We start from the raw sequence: 14340 nt of genomic DNA on the forward strand, positions 1-14340 counted from the left end.
CTGAAAAACAGGGGAACGAACATGGCTGACAAGAACGGATTTTTCGACCTGTCCAAGACTGCCCTTACCCGCCGCACGGCGCTGAAGGGCCTGGCCGCCGGCGCCGGCCTGGCCGTCGCGCCAGGTTTCGTCCGCTACTCGCAGGCGCAGAGTTCGGCGCCTATCAAGATCGGCTTCCAATCGCACCGCACCGGCATCGGTGCCGCCTATGGCCGCTGGTATGAGAAGACCACCGCCGCGGCGGTCAAGGCGATCAACGCCGCCGGCGGCATCAATGGCCGTCAGGTCGAGGTCATCATCGAGGATGACGGCACCGACCCCGGCCGCGGCGCCGAAGTGGTCGGCAAGTTCGCCACCCAGCACAAGACCGACATCGTCTTCGGCACGCTGTTCTCGCACGTCGTCATCGGCTCGGCGCCCGCCGCCGGCGAAAACAAGATGCCCTATTTTGTCGTCAGCGAAGGCCACCACGTCGCCTCGACCAAGCTGAACCGCTACGTCTTCCAGCCCGGCATCACCGACGTCAAGAGCCAGATCCAGTCGATGGCGCCGTGGATCGCGGCCAATGCCGGCAAGAAGGTGACACAGATCTTCCCCGATTTCGCCTTCGGCTACGACCATCGCGACTACCTGCCGCCGGCACTGAAGGCGCAGGGCGCCGAGGTCATCGCCCAGATCGCCATCCCGCCGACGGAATCGTCCTTCACCAAATATTTCCCGCAGATACCGCCCGAGACCGAAGTGATCTACCATGTCATGGTCGGTCCGGCGGTGCTCACCTTCGTCAAGGAGCTCGGCGAATTCTACGGCTCCAACCGGCCACAGCTGTTCGGCTTCATCGATTCGCTCGAGGCCACCGACATCAACAGCCCCGGCCTGGAATTTTTGGACGGCAGCCATTTCTGGGAAGGCTCGCCACGCTACGCGCAGGCCGATGACACCGAGGCGCAGAAGGCCTATCGCGCCGCGGTCGGCATCGACGATAATGGCGCCGCCGTCGGCGACCCCAAGGACGTCTCCACCGCCGCGCACATGTTCGGCTGCTGGGAGACGCTCTATGTCGTCAAGAAGGCGATGGAAGACGCCGGCTACAAGGGCCCGGAAGACCGTGCCAAGCTGGTCGAGGCCACCGAGGCGCTGACCGCCTTCGCCGAAGGCCCGGAGCATCCGCAGGGTGCAAAGACCTTCAACGGCAAGATCCACCAGTGCTTTGGCATCCAGAACATCTCGAAGGTCGAAGGCGGCAAGCTGAAGGTCGTGCACAAGACCAAGATCGAGGACGGGCTTTACGAGGCCGAAGGGGATTATACGAAGCAGGCGCTGTGAGGCCTCACCCTCCCCCATTGCGGGGAGGGTCGGCGAACAGGCTTCGCATTGCGAAGCCTGTGAGACGGGGTGGGGGCTGCGACGGCCCATGCCCCACCCCCCCCCACCCGACCGCTTCGCGGTCACCCTCCCCACGAGGGGGGAGGGTAAGGGCGCCCTTGAATGCACTTCGGACCCCACCTTCTCCTCGCCGCCCTCGAAGGCCTTGTCACCTCAGCCGTGCTGGCGCTGACGGCACTTGGGTTGTCGCTGGTGTTCGGCGTGATGCGCGTCGTCAACGTCGCCCATGGCGAGTTCTTCATGCTAGGCGCCGTGCTCGCCTGGGCGATCACAACAGCAATCGGCGGCCATCCGGCGCTCGGCTTCCTGGCGGCACTGGTGATCGCGCCCTTGATCGTCGGCGCCGTTGCGCTGGTCGCCGAGCGGCTTGTGCTGCGCCGGCTCAACTACAATCCGGAAGCCACCATCGTTGCCACCATCGGCATGCTCTACATCATCCAGCAGCTGGCGCTGACCTTCTATGGTCCGGAGGCGCGGCCCGTGGAGCCGCCGTTCAACTACCGCATCCTTTTGCCGTGGTTCGGCTATTCCGGCTACAAGCTGTCGATCATAGCCGCATCCGCGCTTCTCTTGATCGCGACCTGGTTGGTGCTGACGCGCACCAGGATCGGCCTCGTCATGCGCGCCACGCAGTATGACAGCGAGACGGCGCAGGCCTTCGGCATTCCGGTCGGCCGCGTCTATGGCGGCGTCTTCGCGCTTGGCGCCATGCTGGCGGCGATCGCAGCCGTGCTGATCGTGCCGATCAGCCAAGCGCATTACCTGATGGGGCAGGACCCGCTGCTGCTCTCCTTCATCGTCGTCATCATCGGCGGCCTCGGCTCGCTGCGCGGCACGGTCGTCGCCGCCGTGCTGATCGGCATGTCGGACGGCATCGTCTCGATGTTCTTCTCGCCGACCTTGGCCAAGATCATCGCTACCTTGCTGGTCGCCATGGTGCTGGTGTTCCGGCCGCAAGGCCTGTTCGGGACGGCATCGCGATGAGTGAAGCTTCGCCGGCAAAGGCCTATGCGCTGCATCTCGGCGTCATCGCGCTGCTCTTCATGCTGAGCTTCCTGCTGCCGGACTATTATCACGGCCTGCTCGCCCGCATCATGGTGCTGGCGGTGTTCGCCATGGGCTACAACATGCTGTTCGGCTATGTCGGCCTGCTCAGCCTCGGCCATGCCATGTTCTTCGGCGCCGGGCTCTATGGTGCCGGTCTTGCCGTCATCCAGCTCGGCTGGAGCGTGCCGGCAGCATTCGCTGCTGGAATTGCCTGCGGCGCAGTGCTGGCGCTGGTGATCGGCCTGCTGGCGCTGCGCACCACGGGTGTCGCATTCATGATCGTCACCATGATGTTCGCGCAGGTGTTTTCTCTGCTGATCCTCTACTTTGCGTCCTGGACCGGCGGCGACCAGGGCATGGTCGTGCCGCAGCCGGCGCGCGTCCTCACTTTCGGCGCGACCTTGCTTGATCTCACCAATCCGACCGTGCGCTACATGAGCGCACTGGCGCTGTTCTCGATCGTGCTGCTGATCACCCTGGCGATCGTTCGCTCCCGCTATGGCCGGGTGCTGGTCGCCATTCGCGAGAACGAAGAACGGACGAAGATGCTGGGCTACTACACCTTCTCCAACAAGCTGATAGCCGTCGTCGTCTCCGGCACGATCTGTGCGGCGTCAGGTGCGGCCTATGCGCTGCTGTTTGGCTATGTCGGCTCAAGCTTCGCCTCGGTGCAGTATTCGATCCTGCCGCTGCTCTGGGTCTTGCTCGGCGGTGCCGCCACGACGCTCGGGCCGCTGATCGGCACGGTCTTCATGTACTATGTCATCGACGTCACCAGCGGCTACACATCGGCCTATCTGCTGATCGTCGGCGTGGCGCTCATCCTGCTGGTGCTGTTCTTTCCGAAAGGCATTTTGGGCAGCATTCGCCAGCGCTGGCTCGGGTGGCTGCCATGACGCCGCTTTTGACGACGAAAGGCCTGTCGCGCAATTTCGGCGGCCTGCGCGCCGTCGATGGCGTCGACTTCACCTTGATGCCGGGCGAGATCCGCGCTGTCATCGGCCCCAACGGGGCGGGGAAGACCACCTTCGTCAGCCTGGTCAGCGGACGCATCCAACCCTCGTCGGGCGCTATCGTCTTCGACGGCGCCGACATCACCGGCCTGCCGGCCTATATCAGGGTGCGCCAAGGCATCGCCTACACCTTCCAGATCACCAGCGTCTTTGCCAACCTCAGTGCTTACGACAATGTCGCGCTGCCGGTGCAGCGGACGCTGAGCGATGGCCGCTCGAAAGGCGCGGTCAGGGCCGGCGTCATGGCGGCACTCGAACGCACCGGCCTTGCCGACCGCGCCCATATGCCTGCCGGGCAATTGTCCTATGGCCACCAGCGCCTGCTGGAGGTAGCGATGGGCCTGGCGCTGAAGCCACGCCTTTTGATCCTCGACGAGCCGACGCAAGGGCTGGCCGACTCTGAGATCGACAATTTCATCACCCTGGTGCGCGAGATCGCCGGCGACGCCACGGTGCTCCTGATCGAACACAACATGCCTGTCGTCATGCAGCTGGCCGACCGCATCACCGTCTTAAATGCCGGCAGGATCCTGGCTGAAGGCACGCCCGAGGCGATCCGCGAGAACGCGGCGGTCCAGGAAGCCTATCTGGGGACCGCCCCATGATTGAAACAAAGACAACCGAGGCGAAGACTCAAGCACTCACTATCGCGGGGCTGGACTGCTTCTATGGCGAGGTCCAGGTGCTCTACGGCCTCGACCTCGTGCTGAACCAGGGCGAGGTGCTGTGCCTGTTCGGCCGCAACGGCGCCGGCAAGACGACGACGCTGAAGGCGATCATGGGCCTGGTTCCCTCAAGTGCCGGCTCGATCAAGCTCGCCGGCCAGGAATTGACCGGGCTGCCGGCGCATGAGGTGCCTAAGGCCGGCGTTGCCTATGTGCCGCAGGGCAGGCGGCTGTTTGCCGAAATGACGGTGGCGGAAAACATCGAGATCGGGCTGATGGCGCGCGGCAAGGGCAAGGCCGCGCGGGAAAACGTCCTCGACCTTTTTCCATTGCTGCGCCAGCGGCTCAGGCAGCGCTCGGGCACATTGTCGGGCGGCGAGCAGCAGATGCTGGCCATGGCGCGGGCGCTCTGCCTCGAACCGCAGGTGCTTTTGCTCGATGAGCCGACCGAAGGTCTGATGCCGTCGATGATCGCAAAAATCCGTGAGACGGTGTCGAAGCTGCGCGACATGGGCGTCTCGACCATCCTGGTCGAACAACGCGTCGATGCGGTGCTGTCGGTCGCCGACCGGGTCTCGTTCATCGAGAACGGCCGCAACCGCGAGACTGTGGATGTCGAGGAATTGCGTGCCGATCCGTCGGCGGTGCGCCGCTATGTGGGCGTCGGCTGATCAGCCGAAGAACAGAAGGCCCGCGATCAAAAAGGTCGGGATCAGCACCAGCCCGGACCACAGCATATAGCCGAAGAAGCCTGGCATCCTGACGCCGCGATGCCTGGCGATGGCATAGACCATAAAGTTGGGGGCATTGCCGATATAGGTGTTGGCGCCCATGAACACGGCGCCCGCCGAGATCGCGGCAAGCGTAGAGGCGAACTCCGTCATCAGATGGTGAGCATCACCGCCGGCAAGCTCGAAGAACACCAGATAGGTCGGCGCATTGTCGAGGAAGGACGACAGCGCCCCGGTCAGCCAGAAATAGGCAAGATTGTTGGGCGTGCCCGAGGAAGAACTGACAAGGGATACCAGCGGCGCCAGTCCGCCCTCATGACCGGCCCTCAGGATGGCGATGACCGGCACGATGCAGATGAAGATGCCGGCAAACAATTTCGCCACTTCCGCGATCGGACCCCAGTTGAACCCGTTCGCTTCGCGGTGGCTCTTGTATGAGAGGGGGAACGACAGCAGGGCCAGCGCCAGGATGATGGCGTCGCGCACCAGGTTCTGCAGTTCGAGACCGACACCGAACACGGAAAAGCTCACGCCGGGCTTCCAGGCCGCCGACAGCAGGATCGCGCCAATAACTCCGGCCAGCAATGGAAGATTGGCCAGGCCGCGCAGGCGCACCTTCGAATCCGGTGTCGGGTCCTTGATCTTCGGCGCGCCTGCCTCACGCCGATGCAGGATGATGTCGATCGCCAGGAACACCGCCAGTACCAAGCCGCCAACGAACAGCGTCTCGTGCCAGAGGTTTGCGGTCGTCCAGAAGAAGTCGACGCCGCGCAGGAAGCCGACGAACAGCGGCGGATCGCCGAGCGGCGTCAGCGAGCCACCGATGTTGGAAACCAGGAAAATGAAGAAGATGACGACATGGGCGTTGAACGGCCTGTTGTCATTGGCGCGCAGGATCGGCCGGATCAGGATCATCGAGGCGCCGGTGGTGCCGATGACCGAGGCCAGCAGCGCGCCGACCAGCAGCAGCCCGGCATTGACCAGCGGCGTGCCGTGGATGTTGCCGGCAAGCAGGATGCCGCCTGAAATCGTGTAGAGCGCGAACAGCAGGATGATGAATGACATGTATTCGGTGAGCAGTGTATGCAACACCGCCTCGGTCGCCGAGGGCATACCGAAGGCAAGTGCCAGCGGCACAATCACCAGCGCCGCCCATAGGGCCGCGATCTTGCCGTAGTGATGCTCCCAGACATGATGGAACAGCAGCGGTCCGGTGGCGATCGACAGCAGCAGGCCAGCAAAAGGCAGCGCCCACCACAGCGACATCGAGGCGCCGGGCAGCGCGTGTTCCTCGGCCGCGAAGGCTGCTCCCGGGAACAGCATCGCGACGGCGATGGCAGCGCCGGCCATCACGCCCACGGTGACCTGCGAAAAGCCCCCCTGATGCCACACCGTCGGTTCAGTCCGACAGATGGTCTTCGAGCGTCACGCCGGCATCGCGCATACGCTGCAGCATGGCATCGAGCGAGCCGTTGAGATCGATGCCGCGGCAGGCATCGAGCCGGACGTTGGTTTTAAAACCCTGGCTGACGGCGTCCAGCGCCGAAAAGCCGATGCAGAAATCGGTCGCCAAGCCGACCAGGGTGATGGTGTCGATGCCGCGCTCCCTGAGATAGCCACCGAGGCCGGTCGGCGTCGTGTGGTCGTTCTCGAAGAAGGCCGAATAGCTGTCGATGGCGGGGCGAAATCCCTTGCGGATGACGAGTTCGGCCTTGGTCCAGGCAAGGCCGGAATGAAAATCCGAACCGAGGCTGCCCTGGATGCAATGGTCCGGCCACAAAGTCTGCTGGCCATAGGGCATCTCGATCATCGTGAAGGGCTGCGCGCCCGGATGGCTGGAGGCGAAGCTGGAATGGCCGGCGGGATGCCAGTCCTGCGTCAGCACGACATGGTCGGCGTGGCGGATCATATCATTGACCAGCGGCACGATCTCGTCGCCGCCGGTCACGGCCAACGCGCCGCCCGGGCAAAAGTCGTTCTGCAGGTCGATGACAACAAGCGCTTCGTCGGCCATGGGCTTCCCTCTTCTGTACGTCATGCTCCAGTGGAAAATGCCGCGAACGCGACCGGAGGCAGAAACTTGACCAGATGGCCGGCCGCGTCAACCGCCTAAGGCGTAACAATCTCGTTGCATGCACCCCGTCAAGGACAACAGCCAAAACTCTGGCTTTGACAATTTCCACCGGCTTGATATCATTTGCATACGAATGAATTTCCGGCCAGAAACCGGCAAAACGATCCCCGGGTAGACGCCTTGGGAGGGCCAATTTCGGCGAAGGCCCCATCTCTGGGAAGGCAAAGCGTGATCCGTTACGCGAAACCCACCACGGTCGACGAAGCGCTCACGCTGCTTGGCGAGGGCGCCTGGCGCATCCTTGCCGGCGGCACGGATTTCTATCCGACGCAGGGCGCGAAACCGTTCCGTGACAATGTCCTCGACATCAACGGCCTCGCGGCGCTGCGCGGCATCGCTGAGACGAATGACCACTTTGTCATCGGCGCGCGCACGACATGGACCGATATCATCCGCCATCCCCTGCCGCCGGCTTTTGACGCGCTGAAACAGGCGGCGCGCGAGGTCGGGTCGCCGCAGATCCAGAACGTCGCTTCGGTCGCCGGCAATCTCTGCAACGCCTCGCCGGCCGCCGATGGCGTGCCGGGGCTGCTCGTGCTCGATGCCGAGGTCGAACTGCGTTCGGCAACGGCAACGCGCCATCTGCCCTTGCCGGATTTCATTCTTGGCAACCGCCGCACGGCTTTGCAGGCCGGTGAGATGGTGACGGCGATACGCGTGCCGAAGTCTGCTGCGGCCGGTACATCGGCTTTCGTCAAGCTTGGCGCGCGGCGCTATCTTGTCATTTCCATTGCCATGGTGGCGGCGCGTCTGGTCGTGGAGAACGGCACTGTCATTGAAGCGGCGATTGCCGTTGGATCGTGTTCGGCTGTCGCCAAGCGGCTTGCCGGCGTCGAGGCCGCGATACGCGGGTTGCCGGCAGATGGCGGGCTTGCTGCCGCGATCCAGTCCGCACCAATGACGGAGCTGTCACCGATCGCCGATGTGCGCGGCAGCGCCGAATACCGGCTCGACGCCGTGCGCGAGATTGTTGCGCGGGCCGTATTGATGGCCGCCGGACCGATGAATGACCATATGGTGGCAGCATGAGCAAAGCTCAGCCTGACATGAGCCAGGTTCTGCCTGAAGTCCGTGAAGCTCTGCTCGATCCGGGCAGTCACCAGCCTGGCCTCGGCCTCGGCCGCGCTGACATCACCTTCGTGGTCAATGGCGCCGCCGTCTCGGTCAATGTGCCGCCGCTTCGCCGGCTGTCGCAAGTGCTGCGTGACCAATTGCAGTTGTCCGGCACCAAGGTCGGCTGCGACGCCGGGGACTGCGGCGCCTGCACGGTGCTGGTCGACGGCGACCCCGTCTGCGCCTGCCTGATGCCGGCGGCCTCGGCCGCCGGCGCATCGGTGACGACGGTCGAGGGGCTGGCCAATGGCCGGCTGTCGGCGCTGCAGGCCTCGTTCCTTGCGCATGGCGCGGCGCAATGCGGCATCTGCACGCCGGCGCTGCTGGTTGCTGCGACAGCGCTGCTGGACACGAAACCCAGGCCGACCGAGACCGAGGTGCAGGATGCGCTGGGCGGCATTCTCTGCCGCTGCACCGGCTACCGGAAGATCATCGCGGCGGTGATGGAGGCTTCTCAGCAGGCAGCAAGCCTCGATTTCTGCCTGCCCGAGTCCGGCCACGCCGTTGGCGCGTCACCCATCAGGCTCGACGGCGTGCCTAAAGTCACCGGCGGTGAAAAATTCGGCGGCGATTCCTTTCCCGCCGATGCGCTGGCGGTGCTGGTGGTCCGTTCGCCGCATTATCACGCCAGCTTCGCCTTCGGCGACCTGGACGGCTGGGCCAAGGTGCATCCCGGTATCGCCGGTGTCTTCACCGCAGCCGACATTCCGGGCAAAAACTGCTTTGGCGTCATCGGCCCGTTCGCCGACCAGCCAGCGCTCGCGGAAGGGTTTGCGCGGCTGCGCGGCGAGGCGGTGGCACTCGTCGCCGGCGAGCGCGAGGCGATGCTCGATCTCGACCTGTCGGATTTCCCGGTTCGCTGGACCGAACTGCCGCATGTTCTGCAACCTGCCGAAGCCCAGGCTGACGGCGCCGCGCTGATCCATGCAAATCGCCCCTCGAACCTGCTGACCTCCGGCTTTGTCGAGCGTGGCGATCCCGAGGCGGCCCTTGCTGCCGCCGCCATCACGGTTTCCGGTGCCATCGATACCTCCTATGTCGAGCACGCCTATATCGAGCCCGAGGCCGGCCATGCCTATCTGGACGGCGACACGGTGGTCGTCGTCGCCTGCACCCAGGCGCCCTATATGGACCGCGACGATACGGCGAGGGTGCTCGGCCTTGCCGTCGACAAGGTGCGCATCGTGCCGACCGCGACCGGCGGCGGCTTCGGCTCGAAACTCGACGTTTCGCTGCAGCCGCTGATCGGCCTCGTGGCGCTGAAGACTGGGCGGCCGGCGGCGCTCACCTACACCCGCAACGAATCGATGATGTCGACCACCAAGCGCCATCCCTCGGAGATGAAGGCGACCATCGGCGCCGATGCCGAAGGCCATGTCACCGGCATGATCTTCTCAGGCGATTTCAACACCGGCGCCTACGCCAGCTGGGGCCCGACGGTGGCCAACCGCGTGCCGGTGCATGCGTCCGGCCCCTATGTAACGCCGAACTACCGCGCCGAGGGCCGCGCCATCCACACGCATGGGCCGATCTCCGGCGCCTTCCGTGGCTTCGGCGTGCCGCAGGCGACGATCATGCAGGAGACGCTCTATGATGAGTTGGCTGGCAAGCTTGGCATCGACCGGCTCGACTTCCGCCTGAGAAACTGCCTTCGGAACGGTTCCGAAACGGTCACCGGACAGCGGCTGGAGTCCGGCGTCGGCATTGCCGAATGCCTTGAGGCGCTGCAGCCGCATTGGGCACGTGCGACAGCCGACGTGGATGCTTTCAACAGTGCTCATTTGGACAAAAAGCGTGGCGTCGGCGTGGCGTCCTGCTGGTATGGCTGCGGCAACACTTCGCTGCCCAACCCGTCGACCATTCGCGTCGGCATCGTGGCTTCGGGTGACGTTGTCCTGCACCAGGGCGCCGTCGATATCGGCCAGGGCTCCAACACCGTCATCACCCAGATCTGCGCCGATGCGCTTGGCCTGCCGCTGGAACGATTCCGGCTGAAGAGCGCCGATACGGCGATCAGCCCGGACGCCGGCAAGACCTCGGCCTCGCGCCAGACTTTTGTGACCGGCAGGGCGGCGGAGAAGGCCGGCCGCGCCTTGCGTGAAAAGATCCTCCGCTTTGCCAATGTCTCCGAGAAAGCAACCCTGCAGCTGGATGGCGCCGCGATCATCATCCGCGAGGGTGATGCCGCCCGCCGCATCGATCTCGCCTCACTCGACGCGGATGCCGATGGCTTCGTCTTCCGCGCCGAGGAGACTTATGATCCTCCGACGCTGCCGCTCGATGCCAAGGGCCAGGGCAAGCCCTACGCGCTCTATGGCTATGGGGCGCAGATCGCCGAACTCGAGGTCGATCTCAAGCTCGGCACGGTGAAGCTGCTAAAGATCACCGCGGCGCACGATGTCGGCAAGGCGATCAACCCGCTGCTGGTCGAAGGCCAGATCGAAGGTGGCATCGCGCAAGGCATCGGAATGGCGCTGATGGAAGAATACATTCCCGGCCGCACCGAGAATTTGCACGATTATCTCATCCCGACCATCGGCGACGTGCCGCCGATCGAGACCATTCTGGTTGAGGTTCCCGATCCCGAGGGGCCGTTCGGCGCCAAGGGGCTGGGCGAGCATGTGCTGATCCCGACGGCGCCGGCGATCCTCAACGCCATCCGCCACGCCACCGGCGTGCTGGTCACCAAGGTTCCGGCGACGCCGACGCGTATCCGCGCTGGCATCCGTGCAAAAAATGGCATCTGCGAACAGGAGGCACGCCAATGAGCGAGCTTGCCGAACGTTTCGAAACCCATGATCCCGGCGAGAAGCTGGTGGCAGAGAAGATCCGCTGCGATGCCTGCCCGGTGATGTGCTACATTGCCGAAGGCCGCACCGGCGCCTGCGACCGCTATGGCAATGCCGGTGGCCGCATCGTGCGCATGGACCCGCTGACCATCCTCGACCATGCGGCCGAGACTGGCGGGACAATGGTGCCCTTCATCGCCGAGGGCGAGGCATGGGACGGCGAGTTGTTCAACACCGGGCGTCGCTTCGTCACCGCAATAGGCGCCGGCACCACCTATCCCGACTACAAGCCAGCGCCGTTCATCGTCAGCCAGGAGGTTGAGGGCGTCGATCTCGTCACCGTCGTCACCGAGGGCATTTTCTCGTATTGCGGCGTCAAGGTGAAGATCGACACCGACCGTCATCTCGGGCCCGAAACGGCGGTCGTCCGCTCCCAAGGCGAAGCGATCGGCCATGTCACGACAGGCGAATATGGCTCGCAGATGCTGTCGCTGGGCGGTGTGCATCACCTCACCGGCGGCTCCAAGTCGGAAGGCCGCGCGACTTGCGATGCGCTGCTCAATCTGTGCAACCGCAAGCCGGTGGAACTCACCATCGACGGTGGCGCCACGATCATCGTCGAAGCCGGCAAACCACCCGTCATCGATGGCAAGCAGGAACACCGCATGCGCGTCGGCTGCGGCTCCGCCACCATCGGCATGTTCGCCACGCAATGGCGCGGGCTGGTCGACGAGGTCGTGGTGGTCGACGACCACATCACCGGCGTGGTTTCCGAGCACCAAGCTGGCAAGGTGCTGGGCTGGCAGGATACCGGCATCAAAATCGTCGGCCGCCGTTCGACGCCGGGCCGCTATTTCAAGGTCTCCGAGCCCGGCCTCGGCTGGGGCGGCACCTCGATTTCCGACCCGTTGTCGATCCTTGGCGACTGGAACGCCAAGAAGGGCGCGCGGCCGGGCCTGTCGCTGCTGATGGTTTCGACCACCGGCGAGCAGTTCGCCTATTACGAACTCGACGACGAATTGAAGCCGGTCGAAAAACCGTTTCCGGAGCGGCTGCAGAAATCCGTGAACCTGATCGAGGACAATTGCGAGCCGGCTTTGTGCACAGTGCTGTTTATCGGCGGCGCCGGTGGTTCGCTGCGCGCCGGCGTCACCGAAAACCCGGTCAATCTCACCCGGTCGGTACAAGGCCTGAAAACCTATGTCACGGTCGGCGGCGCGCCGGTCTATGTCTGGCCGGGCGGCGGCATCACGCTGATGGTCGATGTCACGCGCGTGCCAGTAGGCGCGTTCGGCTATGTGCCGACGCCGGCGCTGGTGGCGCCGATCGAATTCACCTTGCGCCGCGACGACTATATCAGGCTCGGCGGCTACGAAGCCGAGATCCGCAGTGTCGAGGATATCGTCGCCAAGGGCGGCGAATACCTCAATGCACGCAGCGGCACCGGTGCCGCGGCCAACAATCCATGGCCGCCGCTGGCGCAGTTGCGGCGCGCCGCCTCGAACGAGATGGGATAATGGACGGCCCGCAAGCGCATTGGCTGCAGGATCGCAAGCGGCTGCATCTCAACCACGGGCCGATCGATCTGATCGTCGAGGCTTTTGGCGAGGCGCACGAATGCCGGCTGGCCTATGAGCAGGCGGTTGCACGCTTCCAGACGATCCTGATCGAGTTGGTCGAGGAGCTCCCCGAATTGCGGCTCCCAGCGTTCTTCCTGGCGCCACGCACCTTTGCCGGCCCGACGGCGCGCCGCATGGAGGCAGCCGTCATGCCTTTGGCGGAATGTTTCATAACACCGATGGCCGCCGTTGCCGGATCGGTAGCCGACGAAATGCTCGCCGCATTGCTTGCCGGTCGCAGGCTCGAACGCGCCTATGTCAACAATGGCGGCGACAGCGCTCTCCATATCGGCACGGGCCAGTCGATGGGCCTGGCGGTCGCCGGCACCGGCAACGGCCTGGCCGACCGGATCACGATCCGCGCCGAAGACGGCGTTGGCGGCGTCGCCACCAGCGGCTGGCGCGGCCGCTCGTTTTCACTCGGCATTGCCGACGCCGTCACCGTGCTGGCGCGGACCGGCGCCGAGGCCGATGCGGCGGCGACGCTTATTGCCAACGCGGTAGACCTGCCCGGCAATCCCGCCATCAGGCGCATTCCCGCACGCGAATTGTCGCCCGACAGCGATCTCGGCGCGCGGCTGGTGACGCAAGGCGTCGGCACGCTTGCACTTGGCGAAGTGGCGCGGGCGCTGGACAATGGCCTTGCCGTCGCCGAAGATTTTCGCCGACGCGGCCTGATCGCCGCATCGGCGCTGTTTCTTGGCGGTGAGGCCCGCATCAGTGGTTCGGTGGCGCTCTCCGCGCCCAACAAGAATTCGAGAGAGGAAATTGCCCATGCCTGAGTTCCCGATCCGCAAGGTCGCGGTGCTAAGCGAAGAGATATTTCACGAGGGCGGGCCGGTCGCGGACGTGCCGCGCCGGCGGGCCGCGGCCATGGCCGTGGTCAAGAACCCGTTCGCCGGGCGCTATGTCGAGGATTTGCAGAGCGCCATGGACGATCTGAAGCCGCTCGGCCTGCTGCTTTCTGACAAGCTCATCGCCGCCTTAGGCGGTAACGTGAAGCAGATCGACGGCTATGGCAAGGGCGCCATTGTCGGCATTGCGGGCGAACTGGAGCACGGCGCGCTCTGGCATGTGCCGGGTGGCTACGCCATGCGTGAGCGGCTCGGCGACGCCAAGGCGATCGTGCCCTCGGCCAAGAAGGTCGGTGCTTTCGGCTCGAAGCTCGACGTGCCGCTCGGCCACATCAACGCCGCCTATGTGCGCAGCCATTTCGACGCCATGGAAGTCGGCATCAGCGACGGGCCGCGTCCCGACGAGATTCTTTTTTGTCTGGCCATGACCTGCGGGCCGCGCATCCACAACCGCATGGGTGGGCTTGCGGCCGATGGCATAAGAGCCTGGGATGGGCTGCGGTGAGCGGCGAGGACAATCTGCTCAAGCTGGTCGAGGTCGAGGCGCCGGACGATCAGGATTACCTCCTGCAGGAACAGGTCGGCTTCATCCTGCGCAAGGCGCACCAGCGCCATGTCTCGATCTTCGCCGCGCATATTGGCGACCTGACGCCGCCGCAATTCGCCGCACTGGCCAAGCTGCGCGATGTCGGCGAGACCTCGCAGAACCAGCTCGGCACGCTGATCGCCATGGATGCGGCGACGGTGAAGGGCGTCATCGACCGGCTGAAGGCGCGCGGCCTGGTCGAGCTTTCCAAGCACGAGGTCGACAAAAGGCGGCTGCTGGTCAATTTGACCCCCGAAGGCCGCGATGCGATCGAGCGCCTGATCCCGCTGGCGCGCGAGATCACCAGGGAAACGCTGGCGCCGCTCTCGGCCAAGGAGATCGCCACCTTCACGAAGCTGCTGGCGAAGCTGGCGTAGAGCCGGTTGGTGATCCGCAATTCGTG

At 64.7% G+C, this 14340-nt stretch carries 13 protein-coding genes; 11 read left to right on the forward strand and 2 right to left on the reverse strand.

The features are described from left to right. Positions 1-21 precede the first annotated feature (21 nt). The 5 genes from HGP13_RS02755 to HGP13_RS02775 all read left to right on the forward strand — a co-directional run bounded on the left by HGP13_RS02755 (position 22) and on the right by HGP13_RS02775 (position 4782). Entirely contained in the window at positions 22-1326 is a 1305-nt protein-coding gene (locus tag HGP13_RS02755) for an ABC transporter substrate-binding protein (RefSeq protein ID WP_172221195.1), read from the forward strand. Positions 1327-1488: 162 nt separating this feature from the next. Next, positions 1489-2370, forward strand: a complete 882-nt coding sequence (locus HGP13_RS02760; RefSeq protein WP_172221197.1) for a branched-chain amino acid ABC transporter permease — start codon at positions 1489-1491, stop codon at positions 2368-2370. After that, positions 2367-3329: a branched-chain amino acid ABC transporter permease gene (locus tag HGP13_RS02765; protein WP_172221199.1), complete on the forward strand. Its 963-nt coding sequence runs from the start codon at positions 2367-2369 to the stop codon at positions 3327-3329. Before HGP13_RS02760 ends, HGP13_RS02765 begins: the two co-directional genes overlap by 4 nt. Beyond that, entirely contained in the window at positions 3326-4051 is a 726-nt protein-coding gene (locus HGP13_RS02770) for an ABC transporter ATP-binding protein (RefSeq protein ID WP_172221201.1), read from the forward strand. The genes HGP13_RS02765 and HGP13_RS02770 overlap by 4 nt, the downstream gene beginning before the upstream one ends. After that, positions 4048-4782, forward strand: coding sequence for an ABC transporter ATP-binding protein (locus HGP13_RS02775; protein ID WP_172221203.1), 735 nt, complete (start codon positions 4048-4050; stop codon positions 4780-4782). Before HGP13_RS02770 ends, HGP13_RS02775 begins: the two co-directional genes overlap by 4 nt. Here the strand turns inward: HGP13_RS02775 and HGP13_RS02780 are convergent, their stop codons facing one another. Together HGP13_RS02780 and pncA are read right to left on the reverse strand one after the other, a co-directional pair. Then, positions 4783-6192 carry a sodium:proton antiporter gene (locus HGP13_RS02780; RefSeq protein ID WP_172234595.1) on the reverse strand — a complete coding sequence of 470 codons (1410 nt, stop codon included), beginning with the start codon at positions 6190-6192 and terminating at the stop codon, positions 4783-4785. A gap of 49 nt (positions 6193-6241) precedes the next feature. After that, positions 6242-6856 carry a bifunctional nicotinamidase/pyrazinamidase gene (gene pncA, locus HGP13_RS02785; RefSeq protein WP_172221205.1) on the reverse strand — a complete coding sequence of 205 codons (615 nt, stop codon included), beginning with the start codon at positions 6854-6856 and terminating at the stop codon, positions 6242-6244. Positions 6857-7144: 288 nt separating this feature from the next. Here pncA and HGP13_RS02790 point away from each other — a divergent pair, with 288 nt between their 5' ends. The 6 genes from HGP13_RS02790 to HGP13_RS02815 are packed head-to-tail and all read left to right on the forward strand — an operon-like array spanning position 7145 to position 14314. Then, positions 7145-8005, forward strand: coding sequence for a xanthine dehydrogenase family protein subunit M (locus tag HGP13_RS02790; protein WP_172221207.1), 861 nt, complete (start codon positions 7145-7147; stop codon positions 8003-8005). Between the two features lie 17 nt (positions 8006-8022). Further along, positions 8023-10857 carry a molybdopterin-dependent oxidoreductase gene (locus HGP13_RS02795; protein WP_172234596.1) on the forward strand — a complete coding sequence of 945 codons (2835 nt, stop codon included), beginning with the start codon at positions 8023-8025 and terminating at the stop codon, positions 10855-10857. Next, positions 10854-12395 (forward strand): 6-hydroxynicotinate reductase, encoded by a 1542-nt coding sequence (locus HGP13_RS02800; protein ID WP_172221209.1) that lies wholly within the window; start codon positions 10854-10856, stop codon positions 12393-12395. The genes HGP13_RS02795 and HGP13_RS02800 overlap by 4 nt, the downstream gene beginning before the upstream one ends. After that, positions 12395-13279 carry a UPF0280 family protein gene (locus tag HGP13_RS02805; protein ID WP_172221211.1) on the forward strand — a complete coding sequence of 295 codons (885 nt, stop codon included), beginning with the start codon at positions 12395-12397 and terminating at the stop codon, positions 13277-13279. Before HGP13_RS02800 ends, HGP13_RS02805 begins: the two co-directional genes overlap by 1 nt. Continuing rightward, positions 13272-13856, forward strand: coding sequence for an amino acid synthesis family protein (locus HGP13_RS02810; RefSeq protein WP_172221213.1), 585 nt, complete (start codon positions 13272-13274; stop codon positions 13854-13856). Before HGP13_RS02805 ends, HGP13_RS02810 begins: the two co-directional genes overlap by 8 nt. Next, entirely contained in the window at positions 13853-14314 is a 462-nt protein-coding gene (locus HGP13_RS02815; RefSeq protein WP_172221215.1) for a MarR family transcriptional regulator, read from the forward strand. The genes HGP13_RS02810 and HGP13_RS02815 overlap by 4 nt, the downstream gene beginning before the upstream one ends. Positions 14315-14340 lie beyond the last annotated feature (26 nt).

Origin of the sequence: Mesorhizobium sp. NZP2077 (assembly GCF_013170805.1) — a bacterium.
Lineage (GTDB): Bacteria > Pseudomonadota > Alphaproteobacteria > Rhizobiales > Rhizobiaceae > Mesorhizobium.